At 67.9% G+C, this 12,204-nt stretch carries 11 protein-coding genes; 6 read left to right on the forward strand and 5 right to left on the reverse strand.

Annotated elements, in window-relative coordinates:
• The 5 genes from IXW21_RS18225 to IXW21_RS05820 form a co-directional block, all read left to right on the forward strand.
• The coding region (locus IXW21_RS18225) for an ABC transporter permease (RefSeq protein ID WP_228528213.1) at positions 1-399 on the forward strand (399 nt) is incomplete at its 5' end.
• Position 400: 1 nt separating this feature from the next.
• The gene (locus IXW21_RS05805) at positions 401-1,327 is read left to right on the forward strand and encodes an ABC transporter permease (protein WP_194763318.1); all 927 of its coding nucleotides are present in this window, start codon (positions 401-403) and stop codon (positions 1,325-1,327) included.
• Positions 1,324-3,267 (forward strand): ABC transporter ATP-binding protein, encoded by a 1,944-nt coding sequence (locus IXW21_RS05810; protein ID WP_194763319.1) that lies wholly within the window; start codon positions 1,324-1,326, stop codon positions 3,265-3,267. The genes IXW21_RS05805 and IXW21_RS05810 overlap by 4 nt, the downstream gene beginning before the upstream one ends.
• A gap of 132 nt (positions 3,268-3,399) precedes the next feature.
• Complete coding sequence (locus IXW21_RS05815; RefSeq protein WP_194763320.1) at positions 3,400-5,112, forward strand: ABC transporter family substrate-binding protein; 1,713 nt, start codon at positions 3,400-3,402, stop codon at positions 5,110-5,112.
• 66 nt (positions 5,113-5,178) lie between these two features.
• Complete coding sequence (locus IXW21_RS05820) at positions 5,179-5,931, forward strand: alpha/beta fold hydrolase (RefSeq protein ID WP_194763321.1); 753 nt, start codon at positions 5,179-5,181, stop codon at positions 5,929-5,931.
• On the opposite strand, the gene IXW21_RS05825 is transcribed toward IXW21_RS05820, so the two are convergent.
• A complete protein-coding gene (locus IXW21_RS05825; RefSeq protein ID WP_323742175.1) occupies positions 5,900-7,186 on the reverse strand; it encodes an MFS transporter in 1,287 nt (428 codons plus the stop codon). The genes IXW21_RS05820 and IXW21_RS05825 overlap by 32 nt on opposite strands.
• Positions 7,187-7,358: 172 nt before the next feature.
• Here IXW21_RS05825 and rpsT point away from each other — a divergent pair, with 172 nt between their 5' ends.
• The gene (gene rpsT / locus IXW21_RS05830) at positions 7,359-7,619 is read left to right on the forward strand and encodes a 30S ribosomal protein S20 (protein WP_194763323.1); all 261 of its coding nucleotides are present in this window, start codon (positions 7,359-7,361) and stop codon (positions 7,617-7,619) included.
• Positions 7,620-7,748: 129 nt separating this feature from the next.
• Here the strand turns inward: rpsT and holA are convergent, their stop codons facing one another.
• From holA to IXW21_RS05850, 4 genes are all read right to left on the reverse strand, one after another.
• Positions 7,749-8,786 carry a DNA polymerase III subunit delta gene (gene holA / locus IXW21_RS05835; protein WP_194763324.1) on the reverse strand — a complete coding sequence of 346 codons (1,038 nt, stop codon included), beginning with the start codon at positions 8,784-8,786 and terminating at the stop codon, positions 7,749-7,751.
• Positions 8,787-8,871: 85 nt separating this feature from the next.
• Positions 8,872-11,160, reverse strand: a complete 2,289-nt coding sequence (locus IXW21_RS05840; RefSeq protein WP_194763325.1) for a ComEC/Rec2 family competence protein — start codon at positions 11,158-11,160, stop codon at positions 8,872-8,874.
• A 303-nt stretch (positions 11,161-11,463) separates the two neighbouring features.
• Positions 11,464-11,610, reverse strand: coding sequence for a hypothetical protein (locus IXW21_RS05845; RefSeq protein WP_194763326.1), 147 nt, complete (start codon positions 11,608-11,610; stop codon positions 11,464-11,466).
• Between the two features lie 139 nt (positions 11,611-11,749).
• A complete protein-coding gene (locus tag IXW21_RS05850; protein ID WP_194763327.1) occupies positions 11,750-12,151 on the reverse strand; it encodes a DUF3253 domain-containing protein in 402 nt (133 codons plus the stop codon).
• Positions 12,152-12,204 lie beyond the last annotated feature (53 nt).

Here is a 12,204-nt window from a genome sequence, read left to right on the forward strand (position 1 = left end):
CTGCCGACGATCGCGCTGGTCCTCACCGGCTACGCGAACTACCACCTGCTGCAGCGGTCTCTGCTGCTCGACAACATCAAGGCCGACTACGTGCGCACCGCCCGGGCGAAGGGCCTCACGAAGCAGCAGGCGATCCGCAAGCACGCACTGCGTCCGTCGCTCATCCCCGTGGCCACGCAGCTCGCGTTCACGATCCCGACGGTGTTCACCGGCGCCATCCTGACCGAGTCGATCTTCGGCTGGAACGGCATGGGCAAGTACTTCATCGACACGATCTCGAAGAACGACGTGCACGGCGTCGTGGCGGTCGCCGCCTTCGGTGCGGTCCTGACCGCAATCGGCGCGATCCTCGCGGACATCGCCGTCGTCGCCCTCGACCCGCGAGTGAGAGTGAGCTGACATGAGCTCGGAAATGATCGACCCCACGCTGCACACCGCCGAGCAGCCGGCCCCTGTGGCCGTGCAGCGCAAGCGGATGTCGACCTTCGCGCTGTACTACCGGCGCTTCATGCGCAACAAGCCGGCGGTCTTCGGCGTCATCGTGTTCCTCGCGCTGGTGCTCTTCTCGATCGTCGGCCCGCTGGTGGCGCGCTACGACCACATCTACCTCGACTTCCTGAACCTCGGCACTCCCCCGTCCGGTGATCACTGGTTCGGCACGACCCCGGCAGGCAACGACCTGTTCGCACAGGTGTCGATCGGTCTGCAGCGCTCGCTCATGATCGCCGTCACGGTCTCCGTCGGCACCACCGCGCTCTCCGCAGTGGTCGGCACGGCCGCGGCCTACTTCGGCGGACGCATCGAGCGCTTCACGCTGCTGCTCATCCACTTCCTGATGGTGATCCCGACCTTCCTGATCCTCGCCCTGGTGTCGAACACCGCCGGCGGCGACTGGCGGGTCATCGCCCTGGCCCTGATCTTCATCGGCTGGTTCTTCCAGGCCAGGGTCATCTGGACCATGGCACTGTCACTGCGCGAGCGGGAGTACGTCGAGGCCGCCCGGTACATGGGCGTGCGGGGCATGACCATCGTCATGCGCCACCTGCTCCCGAACATCGGCTCGCTCCTCGTCATCAACTTCACGCTCGGTGTCGTCGCGGCGGTTATGACCGAGACCGGACTGTCGTTCATCGGCTTCGGAGTGAAGATCCCCGATGTGTCGCTCGGCTCGCTCATCGGCAGCGGCGCCAACAGCATCACCAGCGCCCCGTGGCTGTTCTACTTCCCCGCCGCCGCACTGGTGCTGCTCACCGTCTCGATGGCACTCGTCGCCGACGGACTGCGCGATGCGCTCGATCCCACCTCTGCGGCAGGAGGCCGCGCATGACCACCATCTCCTCATCCCCCGTGCTCTCCGTCCGCGACCTGCGGGTCAGCTTCCCCTCCGAGGCCGGACGCGTCGACGCCGTGCGCGGTGTCTCGTTCGACCTCGAAGCCGGCAAGACCCTCGGCATCGTGGGCGAGTCCGGATCGGGCAAGTCCGTCACGTCGCTCGCGATCATCGGCCTGCTCGACGACAACGCCAAGGTCACCGGCTCGATCGTCTTCGACGGCGAAGAGCTGCTCGGCAAGACCGACAAGCAGATGTCGATGATCCGCGGCAACGGCATGACCATGGTCTTCCAGGACCCGCTGACCTCGCTGACGCCCGTGTTCACCATCGGGGATCAGCTCATCGAGGCACTGACCGTGCATCGGAACCTGTCGAAGAAGGAGTCGTGGGACCGCTCGGTCGAACTGCTCTCGCTCGTCGGCATCCCCGAGCCCGAGAAGCGGATGAAGTCCTTCCCGCACGAGTTCTCCGGCGGTATGCGCCAGCGCGTCGTGATCGCGATCGCGATGGCCAACAACCCGAAGCTCATCATCTGCGATGAGCCGACCACCGCTCTCGACGTGACGATCCAGGCGCAGATCCTCGACCTCATCGAGAAGGCGCAGGGCGAGACGGGCGCCGCGGTCATCATGATCACGCACGACATGGGCGTGGTCGCGCGCACAGCCGACGACGTCATCGTCATGTACGCGGGCAAGCCCGTCGAGCATGCCGAGGCGCGCGAGCTCTTCCACCGCACCCGGATGCCGTACTCGATCGGCCTGCTCGGTGCGATCCCTCGCGTCGACAAGGCCGAGAAGCAGCCGCTCGTGCCGATCAAGGGCAACCCGCCCCTGCTCATCGACCTGCCGCACGCCTGCCCGTTCGCGGATCGCTGCCCGATCGTCGTCGACGCCTGCCGGGCATCCGAGCCGGAGCTCCTCCCCGTCGCCACCGGAACCGATGCCGCGCACACCGCCGCCTGCTTCCGCTCGGGCGAGATCGAGGACGGCGGCCTGATCGGCGGTCTGCCGGTCTACCCCGTGACCGAGGTTCCCGAAAGCGCCCTGACGCTGACCCCTCGCGAGCAGCGGCCGGTCACGCTCGAAGTGCGTAACCTCACGAAGACCTTCCCTCTGATGAAGGGCGCGATCTTCAAGCGCAAGGTCGGCGAGGTGCAAGCGGTCAAGGGCATCAGCTTCGACGTCCGCGAGGGCGAGACCATGGCGATTGTCGGCGAATCCGGCTCGGGCAAGACGACCACCCTGCTGCAGATCATGGACTTCGCGAAGCAGGACGACGGCGACATCGTCGTCGCCGGCACGAGCGTGGGCGACATCACCAGCGGCGCGCAGGAGAGAGCGCTGCGGCGCGACATCCAGATCGTGTTCCAGGACCCGATGGGTGCGCTCGACCCCCGCATGACCGTGAGCGCGATCATCGCCGAGCCCATGATCGCGATCGGTGTCAGCCGCGCCGATGCCCACGTGCGCGTGCAGGAGTTGATGGATCTCGTGGGGCTCAACCCCGCGCACCTCGACCGATTCCCCGGCGCGTTCTCGGGCGGCCAGCGACAGCGCATCGGCATCGCCCGCGCGTTGTCGACGAACCCGAAGATCGTGGTGCTCGATGAGCCCGTCTCGGCGCTCGACGTGTCGATTCAGGCCGGTGTCATCAACCTGCTCGACGAACTGAAGGTCAAGCTCGGCCTGTCGTATCTGTTCGTGGCGCACGACCTGTCGGTCGTGCGCCACATCGCAGACCGCGTCGCCGTGATGTACCTGGGCGAGTTCGTGGAGCACGGTGACGTCGACGAAGTCTTCGACAATCCGCAGCACCCGTACACCAAGGCTCTGCTCTCGGCGATCCCCGTTCCGGACCCCGACATCGAGCGCGGTCGCCAGCGGATCATCTTCGACGCCAAGACCATGACGACCCAGCCGCTGGCCTCCTGACGGCGACCTCCGAGAATGCTCTCCGGTTAAGGTCGTGTAACAGTATTCCGATATTCACGTGCATCGCGAGTGTTTGGGACGACGGCGAACTAACCTCCCCTTTATGACACGCCGAAAGGCGAAAGGAGCACCATGAAAGGCACCACCAAGCTGACGGGCGTCATCGCCCTCAGTGGGGCCCTCGCACTCGCGATCAGCGGCTGTGCGTCGGGCACTGGAGACAGCGGCACCGATGGCGGCAACGAGCCCCAGGAGACGAAGGCGTCGGACTACAACCCGCAGCCCCGCGAGAACCTGCAGGAAGGAGGCGAGGTCAACTTCGGTATCAACGAGGTCACGCCGCAGATGAACGCGTTCAACGGCAACGGCAGCGCGGACACCCAGCGACTCGCTTCCTGGTACACCCCTCAGGTCTTCCTCATGGACCCGGACGGCACCGTCTCGGCGAACCCCGCCTACCTCGACGCCTGGGACATCAGCGAGAAGGACGGCAAGACCGTCGTCACGATGAAGGTGAACGAGAAGGCGACCTGGAACGACGGGACCCCGATCGACTACACCGCGTTCGAGGCCACCTGGAAGGCGAACAGCGGCACGGACGAGGCCTACGAGGCCAACGCCACCGACGGCTACAAGGAGATCGAGTCGGTCACGGCCGGCGAGACCGACAAGGACGTCATCGTCACCTTCAAGGGTGAGTTCGCCTGGCCGAAGATGCCGTTCCTCACGGGCATCATGCACCCGGCCGTCAACACACCGGAGATCTTCAACACGGCGTTCATCGAGAACCCGCACCCCGAGTGGGGTGCAGGCCCGTACAAGCTGACGGACTACGACGTGAACGGCCAGTCGGTCACGTTCGAGCCCAACGAGAAGTGGTGGGGCAACGCGCCGCTGCTCGACAAGGTCACCTTCACCGGTCTCGACGCCTCGGCTTCGATCAACGCCTTCAAGAACGGCGAGATCGACATGGTCGGCACGAACACCAAGGACCGCCTCGCGCAGGTCGCCGACATGGAAGATGTCACGACCTACCGCTCGCAGCAGACCGCCAAGACCATCGTCATCCTCGACGGTGAGAAGCCGCAGCTGTCGGACCCGGCGGTTCGTGAGGCCTTCTTCATGGCGATCGACATCGATCAGCAGAAGCAGATCGCCTGGAACGGACTGGACTACGAGGAGGCTCCGGCCGGCTCGCTGAACCTGTACGACTTCCAGGACGGCTACAAGGACTCGTTCGCCGAAGCAGGTCTGAAGTTCGACGTCGACGCGGCCAAGAAGCTGCTCGACGACGCCGGCTGGACCGAGGGCGAAGACGGCATCCGCGAGAAGGACGGCGAGAAGCTCTCGATCGTCTTCCCGGTGCACAGCGACGACCCGACGCAGGAGGCGCTCGCCAAGGCGCTGCAGCAGCAGCAGAAGGCGATCGGCATCGACCTGACGATCGAGAAGCGCGCACCCGCGGACTTCTCGACCGACTTCAGCACGAAGAACTGGGATGCGTTCTCGCTGCGCTTCACCGACTCCGACCCGTTCGGCCCGCTGTGGTTCTGCCAGCTGTACTGCTCTGACAGCGGCCTGAACCTCTCGGGCACCGGAACTCCCGAGATCGACGAGAAGATCGCGGACCAGGTCGAGTCGCAGACGACGGCCGAGGACTGGACCGCCGCCACGATGAAGCTCGAGCCGGAGATCATCAAGGAGACCTGGGGCGTCATCCCGCTCTACAACGGTCCCTCGATCTACACGGTCAAGGACGGCCTGGCCAACCTGACGCCTGAGCCCTACGTGGGTCTCGACCTCTTCGGGGTCAGCCCCGTCGAGAACGTCGGCTGGGAGAAGTAAGCACTTCTTCCTCCGAGAGCGGGGTCGGTGGTTCATCCACCGGCCCCGCTTTCGTATGCTGAACCCGTGACCGTCCAGATCGTCCTCGTGCACGGCATCCGCACGTCCGCGACGATGTGGAGGTCTCAACTCGCGTTCCTGCAGGAGGCCGGCATCCCGGCCACCGCCGTCGACCTCCCGGGTCACGGCACCCGGATGCAGGAGGACTTCACCCTCCACGAGGCGCTGCACACGATCGACGCGGCGGTCCGCGACGCCGCGACGCGAGGACCGGTCCTCCTCGTCGGCCATTCGATGGGCGGGCTGCTGACCCTGGCATACACCGGAGGAGCGCAGAGACCACCGGTGGCCGGACTCATCGCCGCCTCGTGCACCTCGCTCCCCCGAGGCACCGGCCTCGCCGCCTATCGTGTGATCGCCCGGGCCGTCGACCGCCTGCCGGACAGAGGCATGTGGCTCACAGAGCGCATCCTCGAAGCGACGATTCCCGAGGAGACCCGATCGGACTTCGCCGCCGGCGGCTACGCGCTCGACACGCAGGACACCGCGCTGAGAAACCTGGCAACGCTCGATCTCGCCACCGCGGTGGCACGCATCGACGTGCCGCTCTGGTTCGTGAACGGCCAGTACGACCAGCTGCGTCTGAACGAAGCCCTGTTCCAGCGTCTTGCCCCACGAGCCGAGCTGATCGTCGTGCCGCGCACGACACATCTCGTCACCGCGATGCGTCCGCACGTCTTCAATGCGGTTCTCCGCCTGGGGATCGCGACCATCGAGGCAGACGTGGTCAGCGAACGGGCTGACGCGCGCGAGCCGTGAGCACCCCGCCGACGACCGACAGCGCTGCGGCCGTGGCGAACACCAGCCAGAAGCCGCCCACGAGGGCGACCAGCCCGGCGCCGAGCACGGGTCCGATGAGCTGACCGAGCGCCGCGGTGACGTTCACCACACCGAGGTCGCGAGCGTGGTCCTGTTCGTCGGGGAGCAGATCGGCGGCGAACGCCAGGCCCACCGTCGAGAACGCCCCATAGCCGAGCCCCATGAGCGCAGCGGCGACCATCGTCGCCTCCAACGTCGGCACGAGGGCGATGACGACGCCCGAACACGCCTGCACCAGGGTCGCGGCGACCGCCAGTCCGCGGCGCCGACCCATGCGATCCGACAGGATCCCGGTGACCACCGACGCGATCACGACGAACACCGTGTAGACGACGATCAGCAGCAGGAGGTTGTCCTGCGCCTCGACGGACCCTTGCTGCAGACCGTGAAGCAGGAAGAAGAGGAAGAGCGACGTGCCGAGCGCATTTCCGATGTTCGTCACGAGACGACCGGACAGCATCCAGGCGAAGTCTCTGTCGCGCAGTGACGCGAGCACGCGGCGTGCCGGCCGAGAAGGTCGCTGCGCATCGATGGCGGGCTCATCCGGAAGGAGGAGAGCTGCCCCGGATCCGACCACGGCGATCAGAGCGGCGAGCAGCAGGTAGCCGTCACGGATGCCGAGCCCGAGCAGCACGACGAGGCCGACTCCCAGGACGATCCCGACCGCCTGACTGGATCCGACGGCGGCCGAGGCCGCGCCGCGTTGGCGAGGGGGAAGCTGGTCGGCGATCAGTGCACCGAAGGCCGCAGAGGCGACGGCCACACCGATCGAGACCCCCACCCACGACACGCCCACGGCCCACGGCCCCTCGGCGAGACCGGTGACGACCAAGAACACGGCCGTGAACCACACCGCACCGAGCGCCCACGGGCGTCGCCGCCGGCGGCCGGCAGGAGTGCGGTCCGAGAGCGCTCCTACCACGGGGCCCGCGATGATGCCGGCGAGCCCGCCGATGCCGAGTACGAGGCCCGACGACACCACTCCCCTGATCCAATCGTCCTGAGGCGTGTCGAGCTGTAGAGGAAGAAGAAGCTGCGCGGGGGTGAGCTGCACCGTCCACACGGCGAGCCAGGCGAGGGTGAACAGGGTCATCCAGCGCGCGCCGACCGGGCCCCGCGCAGTCATCGGGGGCCTGCGGTGCCGGGACAGCGGATCATGGGACTCCTCGACGTCGTCGCTCACGGTGGGCCGCACACGCTCCGGCTGAGACGATTGTGCACCTCTGAAGCCGTTTAGGGCGAACGACCCGAGTGCTGGTAGAGTTGGTTCTTGGCTTGCGTGTGGGTTCTTCCCTCACGACCGCCGTGTGGAAGCCCTCTTCTTCTGCCGGCACTCCCATCAAATCCTGTACAGAAAGCGTCCACACGTGGCAAACATCAAGTCGCAGATCAAGCGCAACAAGACCAACGACAAGGCTCACGAGCGCAACAAGGCCGTGAAGAGCGAGCTGAAGACGCACATCCGCGCGACCCGCGCCGCTGTTGTCTCCGGCGACAAGGCTGCGGCTGAGGCCGCGCTGAAGACCGCCTCCCGCAAGCTCGACAAGGCCGTCAGCAAGGGTGTCATCCACCAGAACCAGGCTGCCAACAAGAAGTCGGCCATCGCCAAGCAGGTCGCCGCTCTCTGAGCTCAGACCCGCATGGGTGTGAAGAGCCCGTCCCGTTCGCGGGACGGGCTCTTTCGTGTCTGCAAGAGTACCCACGTCAGTACCAGTACGGTCACCCGCGACCGCAAGACCGGGATCGACGCGGCGTCGCTACTCGCCGAAAGGTCGGCGGGTCGCGATCACGGTCAGCATCCGCTCGAGCGCGAAGATCGGATCACGAGCCGCGCCCTTGACCTCGGCATCCGCTCGTGCGGTCGCCTGGATGGCCAGCCCCAGCGAGCGCTCGTTCCAGCCTGCGAGGTCGCGTCGCGCGCGATCGACCTGCCAGTCCTTCATGCCGAGCCGCTGCGCGAGCTGACGACTGGGTTCGCGGTTGCCGGCCACACGCGCCATCGTGCGCAGCTTCATCGCGAAGGCCGCGACCATCGGCACCGGATCGGCGCCCGACGCCAGCGCGTGGCGCAGAGCCACGAGCGCTTCGCCGTAACGACCCGCGATCGCCGTGTCGGCCACGACGAACGCCGAGACCTCGACGCGGCCGCCGTAGTACTTCGTGACGACCTCTTCGGTGATGTCGCCCTCGACATCGCCGATCAGCTGCTGACAGGCCGCGGCGAGTTCGGTCAGGTCGTCGGCGAACGCCGAGACGAGTGCCCGCAGCGCGGGTGGGGCGATGCGCTTCTTGGCCGCCTTGAACTCCCCTGCGGCGAAATCGACCCGGTCGCCGTCACGCTTGATCGCCGGCGTCGCGATCTCGATTCCTCCGCCGGTTCCCGCCCTCAGCGCATCGAGCAGCTTCTTTCCGCGGACGCTCGCCCCGGTGTGGCGCAGGATGACGGTCGCCCCGTCCTGCGGGTGGTCGAGGTACGACACGGCCTCCTGCAGGAATGCGTCGGAGCACTTCTCGACTCCGGACACGCGCAAGAGTCTCGGCTCGCCGAAGAGCGACGGCGACGTGAGCGCCAGAAGGGTGCCGGGGGCATAGTCGTCGGCACGGACATCGGTCACCTCGAGGGCGGGGTCCTCCGCGCGGAGATAGTCGCGCACCCCGGCGATGGCCCGCTCGGCGCAGACCTCCTCAGGGCCGAAGACGAGCACCAGGGGTGCCGGTCGGGGCTCGCGCCACGAGACCTGTGCGATCTTGGTCGCCTTCGCTCCACCACGGGACGGAGTACGCGAAGATGCCATTCCTCCAGCCTACCGGCGAGGTCGGACACCGCCCCGTACGTCGGGGGGTCCCGCTCGACTGAACGTGCATTCCGTCATTGCTCTCCTACTCCTCGGTCCAGACCTGCAACTCGCCCTCGCGTTCGGCGAGCAGGAGCCGACCCTGCAGGTCCGTCCGCAACACGTGGGCACCGACCGCATCGAGGATCGCGAGGATCTCGGTCCGCGGATGCCCGTAGTCGTTGCCCTCGCCGACGCTGATGAGCGCGGCGGCGGGACGCAGAGCCTCGTACAGCCCGGCATCCTGATCCGCGCTGCCGTGGTGCGCGACCTTGACCACGTCGAACGCACCGCGTACGTGCGCGGTGCGCAGCAGCATCCGCTGGGCTTCGGCCGACAGATCTCCCAGGAAGACAGAGCGCGGCACCGCTCCCCCTCCGAACTCCACCACCACACTGAGGTCGTTGCCGGGCGGGAACGCCGCCACCGTGCGCTGCGGCCACAGCACCTTCCACTCCGCTCCTCCGACCTCGCCGCGCATACCCGCCACGGCGAGCGTGACCGTCGCGCCCCCGTCTGCCAGTCGATCCAGCGTCCTCTCATCGCCGTGCTCACCCGTCGGCCCGTGCACGACCTCGTCGACACGGCCCTGCAGCGCCTCGACGCCACCGGCGTGGTCGAGGTCGAAATGCGTGAGCACGAGAAGGTCGATCCTGTCGATGCCCAGCGACCGCAGGCACTCTGCCAGCGACTCGGGCTCCGGCCCTGTGTCGATCAACGCCACCTCCCCTGCGGAACGCACGAGCAGCGCATCACCCTGGCCCACATCGCACGCGGCGATCGACCAGCCGTCGGGGCTGGTCGAGCCGGCCAAGGGACCGTCGAGCAGCATGCGCGCACCGAACACGGCCACGACGACCGCGACGACCATCCCTGCGAGCGCCCGGAGGCCGCGACCCCCGACGCTCGAAGTACCACCGATAAGCACGACCGCGATCGCAGCGCTCACCGCACCGACCACCGCGGCACTGAGGATGCCCGCCGGCATCGCGATCTGCGCGAGGGGGACAGCTGCGCTCACCTGCGCCGTCGCCGCGATCCACGCTGCCGGGAGCCACGCAGAGGCGGCAAGGAGGTCGGCCAGGGGTGGGATCGGGGCGGCGAGGCATGCCAGCATCCCGATCACGGTCGCGAGGGGCGCGGCCGGGGCGGCCAGCAGGTTCGCGGCAAGACCCACCAACGACTGCTGATCGGCGAACAGGGCGATGATCGGGCCGCACACGAGCTGAGCCGCCAGGGGCACAGCGATCGCGAGGGCCAGCGGACCCGGCAGCCACCGTTGCATCCCCCGCGCCAGATGCGGCGCGAGCAGGATCAATGCGCCGGACGCCGCGACCGAGAGCGCGAATCCGGCACTCGCCGCCAGCCACGGATCCACGAGCAGGATGCCCGTCGCGCTCAGCGCGAGCATCCCGGCACCGGCGCTCGGACGCCCGAGCAGCACGGCGAGCATCGCCACACCGGCCATCACGCCCGCACGGATGACGCTCGGCTCGGGAGTGACGAGAACGATGAAGCCACTCAGTCCGAGAGCGGCGACGACCACTCGGGTGCGCCGCCCCCCACTGCAGAGTGCGGTCAGCCAGAACAGGGCACCGACGACGATCGCGCAGTTCGCACCGGAGACCGCGGTGAGGTGGCTGAGGCCGCTGGCCTTCATCTGCTCGGTGAGTTCCTGGGACACCGCGCGCGTGTCGCCGACCGCCAGACCCGGCAGCAGACCCGCGCCGGGCTCGGGCAGCCGCCGCGCGCGATCGATGAAGACCCTGCGCAGTTCAGCTGCGGCAGCGAAGATCCCGGATGCCGGCCGCTCCACCGACGCGGCGCTCGCGAACACCACCAGCGCTGCGCGCTCCCCCGGCTCCGTCGCCGCCGCCTCGCCGATGACCCTGACTCTCGCACCGAGATCGAACCCGTCACCCGGATCGATCCCGATGCGCACCGGCGCGGAGGCGGCGCGGACCGCGCCGGGCGATCCGATGCCCACGAGCTGGATCTCCATCCACAGCCGCCCGTCCCGACCGACCGACGCGGATGAGGTGACCTCGCCCGTGGCCTCGACCACACGCCCGTCCCACGAGGCCACGCCGTCGCGGGCCGGAAGTGCGGCGATCGTGGTGATCGAGACTGCGGCGATCCCCGCGAGCACGACGACGACGAGAGCAGCGGGCGTGGCCTCACGACCGGCGCGCCGCAGCAGGATCCCGCACACGACGATCGCGCCACCCACCCCCGCGAGTGCACACCATACGGCCGTCGCAGGCGCGAACACGCAGATCAGCGCCGCGATCCACGCCGCACCCGCGATGGGCAGCAGGCGGAGGTCGCGCCTCACACGAGCGCCCCATTAGGAGCGGGGGCGGAGACCGAGGCGACCACCGTGCCGCGCACCTCGGTCGTGGCTGTCGGTCTGCACATCCGGACACCGTAGTGGCCGACCGCCGGCGCCGATGAGCAGCGTGATGATCCGCGTGGAGAACCGAGCGACGCGGTGGCTTGTGCAGAAACAGGACACGGACGTCTTCGACGGTCGAACGCCATCGATGACGCGTCACGAACCGAAGGAGATGCAATCACCGCGGTGCGAGTGGCGGAGCGATCGCTCGCCGCGCGGTGCAGAGTTCTCAGGGCGACAAGGCTACGGACGCCGAGTCGGATCCGAGTCAGGGCTCGGAGAGGCGCGTCCCTCGATCTCGCGAAGTCGCTTCAGCTGCGACCATGGCCAGAAGGCGATCCACGCGATGGAGACGATCGAGGCGCCCATGATCATCGAAGCGATATCCATACGATCCACACTACGGACTCGGCATCGTCCCGAGCATCCCCCGCGGGACGGACCTGGACACGGACCCCGATGACTGACGACGAGGGGTCGATTCGATGAGACGGATCTCATGCGACGCTGACGCCGGCGACCGCATTCGTCACCCGGCGGGCAGGCGCCGACGGATTCGTATGTCCCCCTTCGCCGTGGACGGATCCACGACACGTCCGTCCTGCACGATCTCGACGACACCCGCGGCCACCAGCCGCCGGGCGGCGCGACGCGCGGATTCCCGAAGCTCCCGCCAGTCTTCACCGCCAACGGCGCGCGCCGCGTCCGCGGGACCGATCGTGTCCTTCGCCGTGCGCGACACGAGCAGCGCGACGATCGCGTCCTCGAGTTCGCGGTCCTTCGCCGTCACCTTGCGGGCACGGCACGCTGCCGAGCAGTACTTCACCTCGTCCCAGACGGCCGACCATTCCGCCCGCCACGCCATCTCGCGACCGCAGGAGGCGCAGGTCTTCATCTCGCCCTGCGGGCGGGAAGTGCGCTGCCGACTCATAGCGCTCCGAGAATCGACAGCGTACGAATTCGGGGGTGGAAAGTGAGCCCGGC

Origin of the sequence: Microbacterium sp. UFMG61 (assembly GCF_015354505.1) — a bacterium.
In the GTDB taxonomy this organism is placed as follows: Bacteria; Actinomycetota; Actinomycetes; order Actinomycetales; family Microbacteriaceae; genus Microbacterium.

Bases quoted from the DNA above. Each gene is read 5' to 3' on its own strand.
- IXW21_RS05805 (WP_194763318.1), top strand. From the start codon at position 401: ATGAGCTCGGAAATGATCGACCCCACGCTGCACACCGCCGAGCAGCCG.
- IXW21_RS05810 (WP_194763319.1), top strand. From the start codon at position 1,324: ATGACCACCATCTCCTCATCCCCCGTGCTCTCCGTCCGCGACCTGCGG.
- IXW21_RS05815 (WP_194763320.1), top strand. From the start codon at position 3,400: ATGAAAGGCACCACCAAGCTGACGGGCGTCATCGCCCTCAGTGGGGCC.
- holA (WP_194763324.1), bottom strand. From the start codon at position 8,786: ATGGCATCTTCGCGTACTCCGTCCCGTGGTGGAGCGAAGGCGACCAAG.
- IXW21_RS05845 (WP_194763326.1), bottom strand. From the start codon at position 11,610: ATGGATATCGCTTCGATGATCATGGGCGCCTCGATCGTCTCCATCGCG.
- IXW21_RS05850 (WP_194763327.1), bottom strand. From the start codon at position 12,151: ATGAGTCGGCAGCGCACTTCCCGCCCGCAGGGCGAGATGAAGACCTGC.